Below are 16,832 nucleotides of genomic sequence, written 5' to 3'. Positions count from 1 at the left end.
CGAGAGACCCTCCCCGACGACCCCACCGGGGATCAAGGCAGACGATCAGCTACGACCACACCAGCTCCGCGGTCCGCACGACCGTCTCCAGCTTGCGACGCTGATCGTCCGCGGTGAGCTCGTTGCCCTCCCACGTGCTGGCGAACCCGCACTGGGGGCTGAGGGCGAGGCGCTCCAGGGGCAGGACGGACGCCGCCTCGTCGATCCGCCGCCGCAGGTCGTCGACGGACTCGAGCTCGGGATGCTTGGTCGTGACGAGACCGAGAACGGCGGTGCTCTCGGGCCGCACGTGGCGCAGTGCGCCGAACCCGCCGGCGCGGGCGTCGTCGTACTCCAGCAGCAGCCGGTCGTAGCGCGCCTCCGAGAACAGCACCTCGCCCATCGCGTCGTAGGGCACCGTGCTCTCGTACATGCTGCGGTAGTTGCCCCGGCAGATGTGGATGCCGGTGACGACGTCGTCCCCGAGCCCGTCGAACACCCGCCGGTCGGTCCGGACGTGGGACGCGAGCTGCTCCTGCCAGCGGTCGGGGTCGGGGAACAACCGCGGGTTGTCGAGGAACGTGTACTTCGGCGCGTCGAGCTGGAGGTATCGGACGCCCGCATCGGCGAGGGCGCGCGCCTGCCGGTTCATGATCGCGACGAGGTCGTCGAGGAACTCCTGCGGGTCGCTGTACGCCTGATCGGAGACGCCGGCCGTCCAGTAGCTCAGGAAGTTCGTCGGGACGGGCAGGGTGACCTTGACGGGGCGGTCGGCGTGGGCGAGGACGAACCCCGCCTCGACGTCGACGAGGCTGCCGGTGGCCCTCAGCCGGGACGCGACGACGGGCGAGGTGTGCGACGCGGTGCGCCCGTCAGGAGCCGTCCACGTGCGCGTGAAGCCCTCGGGGTCGAAGCCGTCGGTGACGTCGAGGACCGGGCCGTGCCAGATACGGCGGCGCATCTCGCCGTCGCCGACGACGGGCAGGCCGACGGAGCGTTGCAGCTCGAGGACCTCGAGCACCGCGCGGTCCTGCAACGACCGCAGGTCGGAGACCCCGGCGGCCATCGCGTCGGCCAGGTACGGCGGCCGCAGGAACGACCCCACCGTCTCCGCGCGGATCGTCAGGTCAGCCATCCCGGCGCACCCGCCGTGCGGCCTCAGCGGCATTGGTCATCTTCGTGAGAGCCAGGTTCCGCGGCACGCGCCGCAGACCGCAGTCGGTCGAGATCTCCAGCGCCTCGGGCGCCCGGTACTTCAGGCACGTCCGCAGGCGTTCGACCAGGTCGTCGGGGGTCTCGGCGTAGTGCGTCTTGATGTCGACGAGGCCCGCCGAGAGGATCCGGCCCGGGTCCCACTGCCCGACGAGGTCGATCTCGGCCATCTCCCGCCCGCCGAACTCCAGGCTGAAGCCGTGGACGTTCGCGTCGAGCAGCGTCGGGAAGAGCCAGCGGTAGGTCCGCTTCGCGTAGGGCAGGCGGCGGAACGACCCGAAGCAGATGTGCACGGTGAAGGTGCACCCGTCGAACCCGTCGACGACCTGATTGATGATCTCGACCATGGAGGCCGGCGTGCGGTCGTCGTCGGCGACCGCCGGGGTGATCGGCTCCTCGAGCTGGATGTAGTCGCAGCCGGCGTCGAGCAGGTCCCGGATGTGCCCGCGCAGCGCCGGCACGAGCGCCGCCGCGCACGCCTTGCGCGAGGGGTAGACGTCGCGGAAGTCCAGCTCGGTGGTCATCCCGTACGGGCCGGGCATCCCGACGCGCGGACGGCGGTCGGTCGCGGCGCGCAGGAAGCGGTACTCGCCGACGAAGTCCCACATCCAGGCGAGCTCGTCGAGGGGCTGGGTGACCTTCCAGACGTCGAGCATGTCGTAGCCCAGCGCCCCGAGACGGCGCGGCGCCGGTTGCAGTTCGAGACCGGGCAGCGCGGCGGTGATGTTCTCGATCCAGCCGCGGCGGCGGTGCTCGCCGTCGGTGACGATGTCGAGCCCGCAGCGTTCCTGGTCGTCGATGGCCAGCCGGCAGTAGTCGTCGTAGAGCTCGCGCTCGTCGTCGGGCCCGAACCGGCCGGCGGCCTCGGCCGGCTCGACGACGTCCCACCAGCCCGGGCGCGCCCAGCCGCCGGTGGTCGTCACGGCGATCTCGGTGTGGATCTCCCTGTCGGCGCTCATCAGCCCTCCTCGAAGCGCACGGCGGTGGCGGCGACGATCTCGTCGTGCGCGCCGCCGTTGCTGGCGACCACGTCGTAGCGGGTCGAGGCGTCGCGGACCGCACCCTCGAAATCGGTGACGCGCCCGCCGGCCTCCTCGACGAGCAGCCGCCCGCCCGCGACGTCCCACGGCGGCATGTCGCGCTCGACGTAGCCACCGAGGTGACCAGCGGCGATGTGTGCCATGACCAGCGCCGGCGCCCCCGGGAACCGCACGCCGCCGGACACCGTGAGCATCGCCCGCATCAGCCGCGCGAACTCGGCGATCACGACCGGGTCGGACGACTGCGCCTGCACGACCACCACGACCTCGGCCGCGCGCGTCGCGGGCGACACCTGCAGCCGGCGCCCGTTGCACGTCGCTCCGCCCCCGCGGACGGCGGCGTAGAGCTCGTCGCGCAGCGGGTCGAAGACCGCGGCGACCACGGGCTCGCCGTCGAGCGTCACCGACACCGCCGTCGCGAACCACGGGAAGCCGTCGATGAACGCCCGCGTGCCGTCGAGCGGGTCGACCCACCAGCACAGGCCCTCGACCGGCCGGCTCGTGTCGGGCGCGTCCTCCTCGCCGAGCACGACGTCGTCGGGACGCTCGGCCGTGATGGCCGCGATGACCGCCTCCTGCGCGGCGAGGTCGGCCGAGGAGCTGACGTCGACGCGGGCGTCCTTGAGCGTGACCTCGAGGATCTTGTCCTGGTGGTCGAGCAGGACGGCCCCGCCGGCGCGGGCGGCGCGCTCGGCGACGCCGGCCAGTGCTGCGAGGTCAGGCGTCACCCCAGCACCTCCACCACGCCGCGGTCGCCGTCGATCCGCACCCGGTCGCCGGTCGTGATCGTCGACGTCGCCACGCCCGTGCCGACGACGCAGGGGATGCCGTACTCGCGGGCGATGATCGCGGTGTGCGACAGCGTGCCGCCGGTGTCGGTGACGCACCCGCTGACCAGCCCGAACACCGGCGTCCACTCGGTGGTCGTGCCGCCGCAGACGAGGATGTCACCGTCGCGGACCTGGTCGATGTCCTGCGCCGCGCGGACGACCCGCGCGGTGCCGACCACCGTGCCGCGAGCGGCCGCGAAGCCCGAGAGCGTCGCCGTCGCCTGCCGGCCCTTGATCGTCGCGAAGTAGTCCGGGGTGAGGCCGAAGAGCTCGGTCATGATCGGGTCGTTGACGGCGTCGGGCACGGTGCCGACGACGGGCGGCAGCTCGCCGCCCCGCGCCGACCAGTGGTCGTAGTAGTCGCGGCGCGCGGTGACCAGCGACCGGCATTCCGCCGGCCCGTCGCCCGCGAGCAGGTCGAGCAGCTCGTGGCGGAACAGGAAGAAGACGTCCTCGCGGGCGTCGAGCACGCCGTCGGCGACGAGGCGGTCGGCCGCCGCGAGCGTGAGGCGCCGGATCGGCAGGTGGATGCGGCGGTCGATGAGGAAGTTGTGCTCCTCGTTCCACCACACGAAGTTGGCCGACCGGTTGGACGCCAGGGCCGCGTCGAAGCGGGCGCGGTCCTCCTCGGCCAGGGCGGCACGCGCGGAGTCGACGAGGCGGTCGCGCTCGGCGAGCACCTCCCGGCGGGCGGCCGCGAAGTCGTGGCCCTCGGGGCGGGTGAGGAACTCGCGGATCGTCCCCAGCGGCGTCGCCGGGTGCTCGGCCCACGACGGGCGGTCCATCGTCGCGGTCTCGTCGGTGCGCTGGCCCCACACGGCGAGGAACGCGTCGAGCTCGCCCCACCACTGCGCCCCGCCGGGCGTCCCGTCCAGCGCCGCCCGGACCTCCTCGACGGTCGGTGCCGACAGCGCCTCGGCCACCCCGAGCTCGCGGGCGCGCCCGGCCAGGCGCCACAGGCCCTCGTCGGTCTGCAGGTACGCGGTCTCCTCGCCGGCCAGCCACTTCGGGATCTGCCCGGTCTCCAGGCCGAGCTCGGTGGTGAGCTGGAACAGCGCGACGTAGTTGGCCGCCAGCAGGTACATGACCTCGAAGTGCACGCCCCAGCCGCGCCGGTGGAAGGCGATCGCGTCGTCGAGCGCGGCGCGCAGCTCGGCCCGGCCCATCGCCGCGGTATCCAGCCCGTCGAAGTGCGTGTAGGCGGCCTCGAGCTCGGCGCGGTAGCCCGCCCAGTAGCCGGTGAAGTCGGCCAGGCGGGGTCCGGCGAACGCGCCGAAGCGCTCGGCGCGGGCGCCCATCTGCCACAGCGAGGTGATCGGGCACTGGCCGAGGTAGACGTGGACGCCGGCGATCCGGTTGACCATCCCGGCGGTGGGCGGGATGCCGACGATCTCGGCGCCGTACTGCGTGCCCCAGGTCTGGGCGTCCTCGAGCAGCGCCATGCTCGCCGGGGTGATGCCCTCGGCGAAGTGCTGCGAGTCGCGCATCCAGAAGCGGCCCTCGTCGGCGCGGGTGAACGGCGCCAGCGGCTCGGCGAGGAACGGCCGGGACTCCAGCCGTGGCTCGTAGCCGGGGTAGAAGTCGCCGTCGGCGTACTCGCCGAGCGGGATGACCGTCGTCGATTCCTCGAGTGTCGTCACCGGCTCACGTCCTCGTGCTGGGCTGCGGTGCCGCCGGACGCTAGGAGCGGGTCGCCGCCGACCGGTAGCCGCTTCCGGCGAGGACGTCCGGTTCCGGCATCAGGACTGTGGCCCTTGACACTTCCGACGGGCCCGGCCAGCGTCGATCGGGTCCCGAGGAGGTGGCGTCCGTGCTGCGTGGCGGCTTCCGCACGGCCGACCCCGACGACGCCCACGAGCGCACCGAGGCGCTCATGACCGGCCACCGGATGGCCGTGCGCCGTGACGGCGCCCCGTTCGGGGCCGACGTCCGGTGGGTGGCGGGCGAGGGCCTCGGGCTGCTGCGGTTCTCCTACGGCGCGGCGGTGGAGATCCGTTCCCACCCGCTCGACGCCTTCGCCACCGTGCACCTGCCGGTCCGCGGTGGCTTCCAGGCGGAGCACCGGGGCATGCGGGTGCGCGCCGACACCGCCTACGGGGCGGTGTTCTCGTCGTCGGGGCCGCTGACGATGCGGTGGGACGCGGGCCTCGACCTGCTCGTCCTCAAGATCGACCGGGCCGACCTCGAGCGCGAGCTCGCGCTCCTGCTGGGCCGGACCCCGGACGGGCCGCTGACCTTCGACCTCGAGATGCCCCGCGTCGGCGGCACGGTCAGCGGGGCCGCGGAGCTGGTGCGCAGCACGTGCGCGGCCGCCGGTCCGCAGGGGCCGCCGCCGCGGGTGTGGGCGGCGCTGAAGAACGCGGCCGCGACGGCGCTGCTGCTCGGGCACCCGCACTCGTTCACCGACGCCCTGCGCGCGCCGGCCCCGCCCGCGTCGTCGACGGTCGTGCGCCGGGTGCTCGACCGCGCCGGCGAGGACCCGGCGCGACCGCCGACCGCGCCCGAGCTGGCGCGGCTCACCGGGGTCAGCGAGCGGACGCTGCGAACGGTCTTCCACGCGGAGTTCGGCGTGGGGCCCGTGACCTACCTGCGGCGCCGGCGCCTCGACGCGGTCCACCGGGAGCTCGTGGACCTCGACCCGGCCGGCCCGACGACCGTCGCGGACGTGGCCCATCGTCACGGCTTCGCCCACGCGGGGCGGTTCGCGGCCGAGTACCGGGCGCGGTTCGGGGAGGCGCCGAGCACCACGCTGAGGTGCGCTCCGCGCATGTGAGCACTTTCGCGTGCTGGAGCACGCGAAAGTGCTCACATGCGCGAAGCGCACCTGGCTGATGCTCCGCGAGCCGGCCTGACAGGATCTCGCGCGAAGGGGGGAGACCGACCGTGACGTTGATGCCCGAGGCCCTGGGCCGCCTGCGTCGCCCGACGCTGCTCGCCCTGGCCCTGGCCGCCCCGGTCCTGCTGGTCGTCGGCGCGCTCGTGGCCGAGGCCGTGCAGCCGCACGGTGCGTACGACCCGGTCGGTCAGACGATCAGCACACTCGCGGGCCGCGGAGCCACCGACCGCTGGATCATGACGAGCGCGCTCGCCCTGATCGGCGTGCTCTACCTGCTCGTCGCGGCCGGCCTGCGCGGCGTGCCGACGCTCGGGCGGGCGCTGCTCGGCGTCGGCGGAGCGGGGGTCGTCGTCGCGGCCCTCGCCGCCCAGCCCGCGCACGGCAGCTCGACGGTGCACATGACGGGCACCGTCACCGCGGCCATCGCGTTCGCGCTCTGGCCGATCCCGCTGGTCGCGGACCGGCGCCTCGACCGCCGGCTGCGGCAGGGGTCGGTCGTCGCCGTGGCCGGGATGCTGGGCCTGCTCGCGTGGCTGTGCGCCCAGGCCTGGACCGACGGGACGTGGCTCGGTGCCGCGGAGCGCGCCCTGATCCTGGGCGAGACGGTGTGGCCGATCGTGGTGGTGGGGTGGGGCGTGCGATCGATGCGGTGGTCGACCCCGGCGCTCGCCGTGCTCGCGCCGGCGGTGTTCGTCGCCGGCCTCCTCGCCGCGCAGGCGGCGCAGCCGCTGCCGGACCCGTGGAACCAGTCCCTCAGCGCGCTCTCCGGGCTGGCCGCGTCGAGCCGCTGGATCATGTCGGTGTCGCTCGCGGTGATGGGCGGGCTGTCGGTGCTCGTCGCGTTCGGCCTGCGCGCCCGTGTCCCCGCGGCCGCCTGGCGGACCCTCGCCGCCGGGGGCGTCCTCCTCGCCGTCGCGGGTCTCAACCCGCAGCCGGTCGGCGGCTACTCGACGGTGCACATGGTGTCCGCCGGCCTCGCCTGGGCGGCCTTCACGCTCTGGCCGCTGGGCCTCGCGGCGTCCCCGACGGTCGACCGACGGCTGCGCGTCGGGTCGGTCGCGGTGGTCGTCGTGCTCGCCGTGCTGGTCGCGTGGTTCACGGTCCAGCTCGTGACCGACGGCACCTGGTACGGCCTCTCGCAGCGGATCGTGATCCTCGTCCAGGCGGTGTGGCCGGTCGTGGTCGCCGTGACGATCTCAGCGCGCGAAGATCGCTGACAGCGCCGGCGCGACGTCCCGGTGGTCGTGGACGAGGCGGCAGCGCCCCCGCCCGGCGCGGGCGAGGTCACGGCCCAGCTCGACGTCGCGCTCGCCCGACACGTCGAGCAGCACGTCGAGGCGGGGCAGCCGGGCGGCGATCCCGCGCGGGTCGGGGCCGGCGTTGTGCACGGCGTCGGAGAGCAGCAGCACCCGCGCGTCCCCCGACCCGGCGTCCGCGACCAGCTGGGCGGCCGTCGTCAGCGCGAACGTCACGTTGGTCAGCCCGCGGGTCGGGACGCGCAGCAGCAGGTCCAGCAGCGCGAGCGGCGCCACCCGCTCGCCGGGCCGGACCAGCACCGCCGCGTCCGACCAGAACGCGACCACGGCGAGCCGGTCGCGGCCCAGCTCCCCGGCCAGGGCGCCGACGGTCGCGGCCGCGGTCAGCGCGCGCTCGCCCGTCATCGAGCCCGAGAGGTCGACGACGAGCACCACCGTCCGCGCGGTCCGCTGCCGCTCGCGGACGACCAGATCCTCGTCCTCGGGCAGGGGATGGGCGGCGAGCACCTCGAGCGTGGCGTCGAGATCCAGGTCGTCGCCCGCGCCGTGCCAGCGGGCGCTGACGAGCTCGCCCGCGACGCCGGTGTGCCGGTCCTCCGCGGTCGGCGGCCGCAGGCTCAGACGCCGGGCGATGCGCCGGGACCGGGCGCGGGCGACGTCGTCGGTCGTGGACGCGCCCAGGTCCTCCAGCGCCACCACCTCGGCCGGCTCGTCCGACGCTCCCGGCGCCGTCGGGCCTCCCACCGACCGGTCCCCGCGCCGGCGGCGACGCGTGCCCCCCGAGAGCACGAGCCCACCACCGTCCCCGCCGCGTTCGTAGAGCGACGGCTCCTCGGAGAGCTGCTTCGGTCTGCGGCGCAGCGGCCGCGTCCGGGAACGCCGCGACAGCGGCCCGTCCGCCGACACCTGCTTTCAACCCGGCTCGGCGCGTGCCGGGTCGAGCACGAAGTACGACTCCCACAGCGTCCGGAGGACGGTCTCGGGCGTCGCCTCCACGACGTCGTCGAGGTGGATGCGGCCCGAGAGCGCGAGCAGCATCCCGTCGAGGACGAGATCGGTGTAGGCGGCGGGCAGGTCGCGCGGCGGGGCGATCGGCCCGTCGTCCGGCACCGTCACGCCCCGCAACGCCGCCAGCCGGTCCACCACCAGCGCGAGGTCGATCGCCCCGCGCACGCTGCTGCCCTGCCGGATCGCCTCGTGCCCGCGGGTGGCGCGGGTGAGGGCGACGGCGTCGGCGACCAGCCGCGGCGACTCGAGGTCGGTGCGCACCGCGACGATGGCCCGCTCGGCCTCGGCGTCCTGGTAGCCGACGGCGAGGCGGCAGAGCCGGTCGCTCACCGACGTCGAGAGCCGCGTCGTGCCGATCGTGTCGTAGGGGTTCATCGTCGCGACCACCCGGAACGACGGCGCCGCCTCCACGCTGCCCACCCGTGGCACGGCGATCCGCCGCTCCGCCATCGCCGTGAGCAGGGTGTTCAGCGTGTCCTCGGGCGCCCGGTTGAACTCCTCGACGTAGAGGAAGCCGCCCGAGCGCATCGCCTCGAGCAGCGGCCCGGGGACGAAGGTCTCGGCCGAGTAGTCGTCGCGCAGCACCCGCGCCGGGCTGTGGTGGCCCACGAGCCGCGTCGGCGTCAGGTCGGCGTTGCCCTCGACGAAGACCATCGGCACGCCCCACTCCGCGGTGATCGCGGCGAGGATCGTCGACTTCGACGTCCCGGGCGGGCCCTCGAGCAGGACGTCACGCCCGGCGGCGACGGCGGCCAGGAGCAGGTCGAGCTCGCGCTCCCGGCCGACCACCCGCGCCGCGACCTTCTCCCGCACGTCGGCGAGATCGTCGCTCACTTGACGCTGAACCCCGCGTCCACCGGCAGCGTCACGCCGCTGACGTAGCGGCCCGCGTCGCTGACGAGGTAGAGGATCGCGTTGGAGATGTCGACGGCCTCCACCATCTCGACGGGCAGGAGGTTCGCCAGCGCGTCGCCCTTCTCCGGGTTCTCGTTCATCCACCGCTCGAGCTGCGGGTTCACGACCATCGGCGTGTTCACGCCGGTCGGGTGCACGGTGTTGACGCGGATGCTGTGCGGCGCGAGCCAGTGCGCGAACGTCCGCATCAGCCCGACGACACCGTGCTTCGCGGCGGCGTAGCCGCTCATCGCGCCACCGCCGTCGCCGCCGCGCCCGGACAGGCCCTGGGTGGAGCTGGTGAGCACGATCGCCCCGCCGTCGCCCTGTTCGATCATGCGCGGCGCCGCCGCCTTCACCGTGTGGTAGACGCCGGTGAGGTTGATGTCGATGACGTCCTGCCAGCCGCGCTCCTCGTCGTCGGGCTCGCCGCCGACCTGGTTGGCGATGCCGGCGTTGGCCAGGACGATGTCGACGCGCCCGAGCTCCGCGATCCCCGCGTCGAACGCCGCCTGCAGGGCGCCGAGGTCGCGGACGTCGGCCTGGCGGGTCACGATCCGGCGGTCGAGGTCCTCGACCAGCTTGGCGGTCTCGGCGAGGTCCTCGGGCGTGGACATCGTGTACTGCACCGTGCCGACCTGCTCGCAGAGGTCGACGCCGATGATGTCGGCGCCCTCCTGGGCCAGGCGCAGCGCGTGGCTGCGGCCCTGGCCCCGCGCGGCTCCGGTGATGAAGGCGACCTTCCCGTCGAGCTGTCCCATGCCCGCGGCTCCTTTAGCTTCGACAACGTCGTCCCCCCTACCGTGACCCACACCACGTCGATCACGCCACGGCCGGACGGCCGATCTTGTTGCTCGGTCTCGCGGACGGCTGGCGGTCGCGGGGCGCGTACGGCACCGTGCTCGCCGTGATCGGGCGCCTGGTGGCGGTGGTGCTGCTCGCGGTGGTCGGCGTCTACGCCGTGCTCCTGGAGCGCCCGCCCGACCCCGTGCCCGCCTCGGCGCCGCCGGCGGAGTTCAGCGCGGAGCGGGCCGTCGGCGTGGTCGACGCCCTCGCGACCCAGCCCCGACCCGTCGGGTCGCCGGCCTCCGACGCGGCCCGCGACGCGCTGGTCGGGCGGCTCGCGGCCGAGGGCCTGGCGCCGCGGGTGGACGCGACGGCGTCGATCGCCGCCGAGGAGGGGCAGGCGCGGGCGGCGCGCGTCGAGAACGTCGTCGCGACCCTGCCCGGCACCGACCCGACCGGCGCCGTCGTGCTCATGGCGCACTACGACTCGGTGACCGCCGGCCCGGGTGCCGCCGACGACATGTCCGGCGTCGCGACGATCCTCGAGACCGTCCGGGCCCTCCGCGCCGGGCCGCCGCTGCGCAACGACGTCACGGTCGTGCTGACCGACGGCGAGGAGGCCGGCCTGCTGGGGGCGCGTGCGTGGGTGCGCGAGCAGCTGCGCCCCGACGTCCCGACGGTCGTCCTGAACTGGGAGGCCCGGGGCGTGTCGGGCCCGTCGCTGCTGTTCCAGACCTCGCCGGGCAACGCCGGTCTCGTCGACGCCTGGGCGCGCTCGGTGCCGGCCCCGCGCGGGGACTCCTCGCAGGTCGAGATCTACCGGTTCCTGCCCAACGACACCGACCTCACGCCCGTGCTCGACGCGGGCCGGCCGGGCATGAACGCGGCGTTCATCAGCGGCGCCGAGCAGTACCACACCCCCGGCGACGTGCCCCCGAACCTCAGCCGGGCGTCGCTGCAGAACCACGGCGGGAACGCCCTCGCGCTGGCGCGGACCCTGGGTGCTGCTGATCTGGCGCCGTTGGACCCCGTGGCGAGCGGGCTGCCCCCGACCGGCGACTCGACCTACTTCACCGTCCTCGGGTACACCGTCACCTACGACAGCTGGTGGGCCTGGCCGGTCGCGGGGCTCGCGCTGCTGCTGGCGATCGTGCTCGTGGTGGTCGCGCGGGTCCGGCGGCAGGCGACGACCGGCGGCGTGGTGGGCGGCTTCGTCGCCTTCCTGCTCTCGCTGGCGCTCGGCCTCGCCGCGGGGATCGGGTTCTGGCAGGCGCTCGTCGCGATCCGCCCGTCGTACGCCGACACCGGCCCGTTCGTCGGGCGCCCGCTGATGTACGAGATCGCCGCCGGGCTCGTCGCCGTCGTCGTGACGACGCTGATGGTCAGCCTGCTGCGACGCCGGCCCGGCGGGATGGCGTTCGCGGCCGGGTCGCTGCTGGTGCTCGCGCTGCTGGCGATCGGGCTGGCGGTCGTCGCGCCGGGCTCGGTGTTCCTGCTGGCGTGGCCGGTGGCGGGGCTGGCCGTCGGCCTGGTCGTCGTGGCGCTGGCCGGGGAGCGGCCGTGGCTCGCGGTGCCGTTCCTCGTGCTCGGCGCCGTCCCCGCGGTGGCCCTGCTGATCCCGTTCGCGGTCGCGTCCTACGGCGTCGCGGGGGTGTCCGACGGGCTGCCGGTGGCGCTGTTCGTGCTGGTCGGCGTGCCGATCGCGGCGGGGCTGTCCTCCCTGCCGCGCCCAGGACAGGTGCGGGGGTACGCGCTGCCGATCATGGCGCTGGTGTGGGTGGTGATCCTCGCGGCCGGGGGCCTGTTCCTCGACCGCCCCGACGCCCGCACGCCGCAGGGCACGAGCCTGTCCTACGCCCTCGACGCCGACACGGGCGTCGCCCGGTGGGTCACCAGCGACACCGCCCCGGCCGGCTGGACGCGCAGCTACGCGCCGGACCCGCCGACCGCGCTGCCGGCGTTCGACGAGCCCGTGGGCAGCGGGCCGGCGCCGTCGCTCGGAGCGCCGGGGCCCGCCGTCGTCGCGACCCGGACCCCGGACGGCGTGCGCCTGCAGGTGTCCTCGCCCCGCGGGGCGCCGACGATCGCGCTGCGCTCGGAGAGCCCGGCCTCGGCGGTGACGGTCGCGTTCCCCGGACGGCCGCCGGTGTCGGTGCCGCTGGAGGGCGGTCCGCTGCGGCTGCAGCTCGACGACGTCCCGCGCGAGGGCGCGGTGGTCGACCTGAGGTTCGCCGGCCCGGTGAGCCTGGTGGTCGACGACCAGACCCTCGGGCTCGCCGGCGTCCCCGACTTCAGCCCCCGCCCGCCCGAGCTGCGCCAGGCCCGCGGCAACGAGAGCGACCGCGTGATCGTCACCCGGCGGGTCGAGGTGCCCTGACGGTCACCCCTCGGTGGGCACCCAGTGGGTGAGGTCGCGCCAGGTCAGGCGGGCCGGCTTGATCGCCCGCGGCTGCTCCGGGGCGGGGTGGCCGAGGCCGACGATCAGCTCGGCGACCCAGCCCTCCGGCAGGTCGAGCACGACGCCGACCGCGGCCTTGCTGAACGAGCTCACCGGCCCGGCGCCGAGCCCCACCGCCTGCGCGGCGAGCAGGAGCGTCGCTGTCGCGGTGCCGACGTCGATCCACGGGCCGTGGTTCTCGGGCGGGAAGCCGTACTGCGCGACGAGCGTGTGGTCGACGCAGACGGCGATCGCCGCGGTCGGCCGCGCGATCATGCCGGGGGAGACCATGCGCAGCACCCGCAGCGTGCCCGGGTCGGTCGTCGCGACGAAGCGCTGCAGGTGCCGGTTGCCGGCCGTCGGCGCCCAGCGCACGGCGTCGAGGATCGTCTCGATCTGCTCGCGCCGCACCGGCTCGTCGGTCATCGCGCGCGTGACCCGGCGGCGGTGGATGGCAGCAAGAACAGGATCGAGCACCGGGTCGATCACGGCGCGTACTTCGCCTTCAGGTGGGCGGCGACGGACCGGCACACGCCGTCGAGCTGCTCGACGTACTGCTCGCGGTCGCCGCGGGGGACGGCGAGCAGCGGCATGTCGGCCAGCGGCCCGGCGAGTGCGTCGGCCGTCGCCTCCGTGGCCCGCGGTCCTATCGCCTCGGCCAGGCGGTGGGCGGCGGTGAGCAGGCGCATCGGGCCGTACTCGGCGGCCTCGTCGACCTGCGTGCGCGCGGCGGTGACCAGGTAGGCGAGCAGCTCGAGGGCGTCGTCCTCGTCGAGGACCCAGGGTGCGGACACCCCGCCATCCTGGCCTCAGGCGCGCTCGTCGGAGACGACCTCGTACCAGGTCGTGTCGCTCGGCCCCTCCTGCAGGCCCTCCATGCGCTCGCGGGTCTCGAGGAACGCCTCGTCGGCGTGCCACGCCTCCCACGCCGCGCGGGTCGTCCACGTGCCGATCACCGTCCGCTCGTGCGGCGCGTCGAGCGGGATGACGAGCTGGTTGCCGACCCACCCCTCCTTGCCGCGCGCGGTCTCGAGCCGGTCGCGCATGGCCTCGTCCCACTCCGGCTCGCGGCCGGGGGTGAGGGTGACGTGGGTGACGACGGTCATCATGGGCGTCCGGCTACCCCTGCGCGCCCGGGCCTCACGCCCGCGGGTGCGCCTTCTCGCCCATCGCCGCGCGTTCGGCGATCTGCGTGACGCGCCCGGCCCGCGTCGCCGCCCGCTTGGCCTCGACGACCCAGACGAGCATCGCCCGCCGCGCCGAGCGCGAGAACCCGTCCCACTGCGCGCGGGAGCCGGGGTGGGCATCGAAGGCGTCGGCGAGGTCGGGCGGGACGACGAGGTCCTCGACGTCGTCGAGCATCGTCCAGCTGCCGTCGGCCTTGGCCGCCTCGATCAGCGCACGGCCGGGTGCCGCCATGAGCCCCGCGGCCTCGAGGCGTGCGATGCGCTGCTTGTTCGAGCGCGCCCAACCGCTGCCGCGGCGCCGCGGGCTGAACCACATGGCGGTGCGCTCGTCGTCGAGCGAGCGGGTGGTGCTGTCGATCCAGCCGAAGCACAGCGCCTGCTCGACGGAATCCTCGTAGCCGACGGTCGGGCGTTCCGTCCGGGCCTTCCACGTCACGAGCCAGACACCCTCGCCCCGGTGGTGGTGCTCGGCGAGCCACGCCCGCCAGGCCTCCACGTCGTCGGGATGGATATGCTCGGCGGTCATCGGGCGGCCGTCCGCGCCTCGAGCCGGTCGGCGACCATGCTCAGGGGAATCGCGAGCGCCCAGCTGATGCGCGCCCACGTCGGCGAGACGAAGGCGATCGGGATCGACGGCAGGAAGCCGGCGACGACCGCGGCCGTGCCCCAGTACTTCCCGTGACCCCAGCGCCGGGCCCAGCCCTCCTTCACCAGGCCGTCCTGCTCCGCCATCCGCCACAGGGCGAGCGAGCTCAGCGACGTCCCCATGATCGAGCCGGCGTAGATGACCGTCGCCGCCACGCTGTCGCCGTCGCCGAGCAGCGCGGTCGGGAACGGCAGCATCACCACGAAGAACAGGAAGACGAGGTTGGCGACGAGCAGTCGCCGGCTCGCGCCGGTCAGGGCCCCCAGGTCGTCGTGGTGGAGGACCCAGAAGCCGCCGATGACGGCGAAGCTCACCACGAGGGCGAGGAACTGGTGGCCCAGGGCGAGCAGGTCGCCGACGACCTGCCCGTCCCGGACCTGCACGTCGGTCAGCGGCAGGATGAGGATCGTGATCGCGATGGCGAAGATGCCGTCGCTGAACGCCGAGACGCGCTCGAGGGTGGGCAGCGGCCGGTCGTCGTCACCCTCCACCCCGCCACCCCCGTGGTGCTCAGCCCTGGATCTCGTAGGTCGGGGTGATGATCGCGCGGCCGATGCTGTGGAAGAAGAGGTTGAAGCCCAGGAATGCCGGGGTGGCGTCGGCGCCGACCCCGAGGTCCTCGACGTCGACGGCGTGGACGACGAAGAAGTAGCGGTGCGCGCCGTGTCCGGGCGGTGGGGCGGCGCCGATGTAGCGCCAGGCGCCGGCGTCGTTGGCCAGGGTGATCGCTCCCTGCGGGAGCAGGCCCTTGTCGGGGTCGCCGGCGTCGGTGGGCAGGCTGGTCGTCGAGGCCGGGATGCCGGTGACGGCCCAGTGCCAGAACCCGCTCGCCGTCGGCGCATCGGGGTCGTAGCAGGTGACCGCGTAGCTCCGGGTGCCCTCGGGCGCGCCTTCCCAGGACAGCTGCGGCGTGACGTCCTGGCCCCCGGCGCCCATGATCCCGCTGACCTGCGCGTTCGGGAGCGTCTGCCCGTCGGCGACGTCGGTGCTGGTGACCGTGAACGACGCGACGTCGGGCAGGAACTCGTAGGGGTCGGGCGGCTGGTGGGACACGATGGTGGCCTCCTTGTATGGACGTGTCTTCCGCCGCGCCAGGTACCCCACTGCGCGGTCAGGTCACGCTCACTGGACGAGCGCCGGCTTGGCTGGGAGGACCTCTCGCGGGCATGAATGGATCTCCTTCGTCTTCCACTCCCGGATGGCTTGCCCGTACTGCTCGTCGCCCGGCGTCATGCCTCCAGGTCGATGGTCACGCACCCCTCAGCCGAGACGTGCGACGCCTACCCGAGGGCCAGAGAGCGCCACCCCAGCCATCACTCAAGCGAGTGCATTTCGCGAGACCGGCCTCGGGCTTAGACCCTTCTCACGAGGAGTGGATAGCTGGTGGCTAGCCACCCGAAAAGTCACCCATCACGGCGACGGTCGGAAACGCCGAGGAGGTCCACGGCGATGTTGACGACATGAGCTCGGTGCCCGGCAACAGCGCCGACGTCGTTCGCGCAGCAATGCTGCCTCCAAGTCCTTGGCCAATCTTCCTGCCGCCGAGCGGCGTGGCCGCGCCTACGCCGACGACGGAGCCAACACGTCCTCCCTGCACGCCGCTGCCCGCGCGCAGTATCTGCGCGGCTTCCCCTGACAGCCAGCCGGCCACGGCGCCTCGACGCGAGGCTCCGGGTCCCGATCGTCGCGCTGCCAGTCGTCGCGAGAACCAGCCCGGCCTCCGTGCGGACTCGTCTGATAAGCAGCCGGCCGCGGCGGTTCGACGCAAGCTTCCGCGTCTCGTCCGTCCGGCCGCCAGTCGTCGCGAGAACATCAAGCTCGCCGCTCTCCGCGCACGCCTGGAACGATGCGAGGAGAGGCCTCGCCGCGTGCTCTCGTGCGATCTGGTGAACCTTGAGGTGGATCTGCGCGTACAGCGGACGGCTCGGGATATGAGCACCGAGGACGTCCGTCAAGCAGACATCCTGATTCGGCGGGCCCAGACGCTCATAGGCCGTCGCAAGAACAACTCGCAACGGACTCCCGACCACGAGCGGCGCCGAGGCTCCGACGGGTACGGCTTCTTCAGCTATCCGACCATTGGGACTACTCCGCTAGCAGCCGGTCAGATGGCACATGGTCCTCGGACCCCGAACAAGGGTCGGCCGGCCCGCTCGGCCTGGGCGTTCGGCGGCGGGCTCCCGGGTCTCGGTAAGCGTTGATGCGACTAGCTCGTGGCTCGCTCGCCTACATCAGGCTGATCGACGGGCTCAAGAGGAATGACCCGGTGTCCTAGAGGCCGGCGCGGGTGCGGGTGACCTCGAAGGGTTCGTCGTCTGGCACGGCTTCACCGGCGAAGAACTCGGCGGCGCGGAGCACGGAGTGTCGGAAGGCCGCGGGATCTGACTGGAGCACGGCCCGCCGCCGCCATTCCTCGACGACGTGGTGTACGGGCGCGAGATGCAGCGTCGAGCGCGCCAGCTCGAGGGCCGCGCCGTAGGCCGTGAGGAAGGCCTCGCGGTCCTCGGGGAGCAACCCCGCGTGGATCGCCGCCGGCGAGGCGCCCACCGCCAGCGAACGGTCGTCCGGACGTTCGTGAGGGGCCGCCAGGGTGGTCATGCGTGGACGGTAGCGACCGGCACCGACATCCGACCCCCGGTTCCCGCTCCGCTCGAACTACCCGGCAGACCCGTGTCCCGAGGACACGGGTCACGACCTCCGCGACCCCCGAGACGCGTCGCG

The 16,832-nt window shown here is 74.0% G+C and carries 17 protein-coding genes; 3 read left to right on the top strand and 14 right to left on the bottom strand.

What is annotated here, in order from left to right; translation table 11 throughout:
• Window positions 1–49 precede the first annotated feature (49 nt).
• Genes WCD41_RS20650 through WCD41_RS20635 form a run of 4 tightly spaced genes read right to left on the bottom strand, consistent with a single transcriptional unit; the run spans window position 50 to window position 4,701 of the window.
• Window positions 50–1,114 (bottom strand): cobalamin-independent methionine synthase II family protein, encoded by a 1,065-nt coding sequence (locus WCD41_RS20650; protein WP_337715849.1) that lies wholly within the window; start codon window positions 1,112–1,114, stop codon window positions 50–52.
• Entirely contained in the window at window positions 1,107–2,150 is a 1,044-nt protein-coding gene (locus WCD41_RS20645) for a cobalamin-independent methionine synthase II family protein (protein WP_337715847.1), read from the bottom strand. The genes WCD41_RS20650 and WCD41_RS20645 overlap by 8 nt, the downstream gene beginning before the upstream one ends.
• Window positions 2,150–2,959, bottom strand: coding sequence for an inositol monophosphatase family protein (locus tag WCD41_RS20640; RefSeq protein ID WP_337715845.1), 810 nt, complete (start codon window positions 2,957–2,959; stop codon window positions 2,150–2,152). The genes WCD41_RS20645 and WCD41_RS20640 overlap by 1 nt, the downstream gene beginning before the upstream one ends.
• Window positions 2,956–4,701 (bottom strand): PEP-utilizing enzyme, encoded by a 1,746-nt coding sequence (locus WCD41_RS20635; RefSeq protein WP_337715843.1) that lies wholly within the window; start codon window positions 4,699–4,701, stop codon window positions 2,956–2,958. Before WCD41_RS20635 ends, WCD41_RS20640 begins: the two co-directional genes overlap by 4 nt.
• Window positions 4,702–4,871: 170 nt before the next feature.
• On the opposite strand from WCD41_RS20635, the gene WCD41_RS20630 reads away from it, so the two are divergent.
• Together WCD41_RS20630 and WCD41_RS20625 are read left to right on the top strand one after the other, a co-directional pair.
• Entirely contained in the window at window positions 4,872–5,834 is a 963-nt protein-coding gene (locus tag WCD41_RS20630; protein WP_337715841.1) for an AraC family transcriptional regulator, read from the top strand.
• 119 nt (window positions 5,835–5,953) lie between these two features.
• On the top strand, window positions 5,954–7,114 hold the full coding sequence (locus WCD41_RS20625) for a DUF998 domain-containing protein (RefSeq protein ID WP_337716101.1): 1,161 nt from the start codon (window positions 5,954–5,956) through the stop codon (window positions 7,112–7,114).
• On the opposite strand, the gene WCD41_RS20620 is transcribed toward WCD41_RS20625, so the two are convergent.
• From WCD41_RS20620 to WCD41_RS20610, 3 genes are all read right to left on the bottom strand, one after another.
• Window positions 7,094–7,897 carry a vWA domain-containing protein gene (locus WCD41_RS20620; RefSeq protein WP_337715839.1) on the bottom strand — a complete coding sequence of 268 codons (804 nt, stop codon included), beginning with the start codon at window positions 7,895–7,897 and terminating at the stop codon, window positions 7,094–7,096. The two genes, WCD41_RS20625 and WCD41_RS20620, sit on opposite strands and share 21 nt — an antisense overlap.
• A 168-nt stretch (window positions 7,898–8,065) precedes the next feature.
• Window positions 8,066–8,995 (bottom strand): AAA family ATPase, encoded by a 930-nt coding sequence (locus WCD41_RS20615; protein ID WP_337715837.1) that lies wholly within the window; start codon window positions 8,993–8,995, stop codon window positions 8,066–8,068.
• Window positions 8,992–9,816 carry a mycofactocin-coupled SDR family oxidoreductase gene (locus WCD41_RS20610; RefSeq protein ID WP_337715835.1) on the bottom strand — a complete coding sequence of 275 codons (825 nt, stop codon included), beginning with the start codon at window positions 9,814–9,816 and terminating at the stop codon, window positions 8,992–8,994. Before WCD41_RS20610 ends, WCD41_RS20615 begins: the two co-directional genes overlap by 4 nt.
• 86 nt (window positions 9,817–9,902) lie before the next feature.
• Between WCD41_RS20610 and WCD41_RS20605 the strand changes: the two genes are divergently transcribed.
• Window positions 9,903–12,218, top strand: a complete 2,316-nt coding sequence (locus tag WCD41_RS20605) for a M20/M25/M40 family metallo-hydrolase (RefSeq protein WP_337715833.1) — start codon at window positions 9,903–9,905, stop codon at window positions 12,216–12,218.
• Between the two features lie 3 nt (window positions 12,219–12,221).
• Here the strand turns inward: WCD41_RS20605 and WCD41_RS20600 are convergent, their stop codons facing one another.
• The 7 genes from WCD41_RS20600 to WCD41_RS20570 all read right to left on the bottom strand — a co-directional run bounded on the left by WCD41_RS20600 (window position 12,222) and on the right by WCD41_RS20570 (window position 16,709).
• A complete protein-coding gene (locus tag WCD41_RS20600; protein ID WP_337715831.1) occupies window positions 12,222–12,767 on the bottom strand; it encodes a nitroreductase family protein in 546 nt (181 codons plus the stop codon).
• Window positions 12,764–13,072 (bottom strand): DUF6092 family protein, encoded by a 309-nt coding sequence (locus WCD41_RS20595; RefSeq protein ID WP_337715828.1) that lies wholly within the window; start codon window positions 13,070–13,072, stop codon window positions 12,764–12,766. Before WCD41_RS20595 ends, WCD41_RS20600 begins: the two co-directional genes overlap by 4 nt.
• Window positions 13,073–13,087: 15 nt before the next feature.
• Window positions 13,088–13,387 (bottom strand): antibiotic biosynthesis monooxygenase family protein, encoded by a 300-nt coding sequence (locus WCD41_RS20590; protein ID WP_337715826.1) that lies wholly within the window; start codon window positions 13,385–13,387, stop codon window positions 13,088–13,090.
• A 31-nt stretch (window positions 13,388–13,418) separates the two neighbouring features.
• The gene (locus WCD41_RS20585) at window positions 13,419–13,991 is read right to left on the bottom strand and encodes a YdeI/OmpD-associated family protein (RefSeq protein WP_337715824.1); all 573 of its coding nucleotides are present in this window, start codon (window positions 13,989–13,991) and stop codon (window positions 13,419–13,421) included.
• On the bottom strand, window positions 13,988–14,602 hold the full coding sequence (locus WCD41_RS20580) for a TMEM175 family protein (protein WP_337715821.1): 615 nt from the start codon (window positions 14,600–14,602) through the stop codon (window positions 13,988–13,990). Before WCD41_RS20580 ends, WCD41_RS20585 begins: the two co-directional genes overlap by 4 nt.
• 19 nt (window positions 14,603–14,621) lie before the next feature.
• Window positions 14,622–15,164: a YbhB/YbcL family Raf kinase inhibitor-like protein gene (locus WCD41_RS20575; RefSeq protein ID WP_337715819.1), complete on the bottom strand. Its 543-nt coding sequence runs from the start codon at window positions 15,162–15,164 to the stop codon at window positions 14,622–14,624.
• Between the two features lie 1,218 nt (window positions 15,165–16,382).
• Window positions 16,383–16,709, bottom strand: a complete 327-nt coding sequence (locus WCD41_RS20570) for a DUF6247 family protein (RefSeq protein WP_337715816.1) — start codon at window positions 16,707–16,709, stop codon at window positions 16,383–16,385.
• Window positions 16,710–16,832: the final 123 nt, after the last annotated feature.

The organism is Actinomycetospora aeridis (assembly GCF_037400275.1).
Lineage (GTDB): Bacteria > Actinomycetota > Actinomycetes > Mycobacteriales > Pseudonocardiaceae > Actinomycetospora > Actinomycetospora aeridis.
This window is presented reverse-complemented; position numbering and strand designations above follow the sequence as displayed.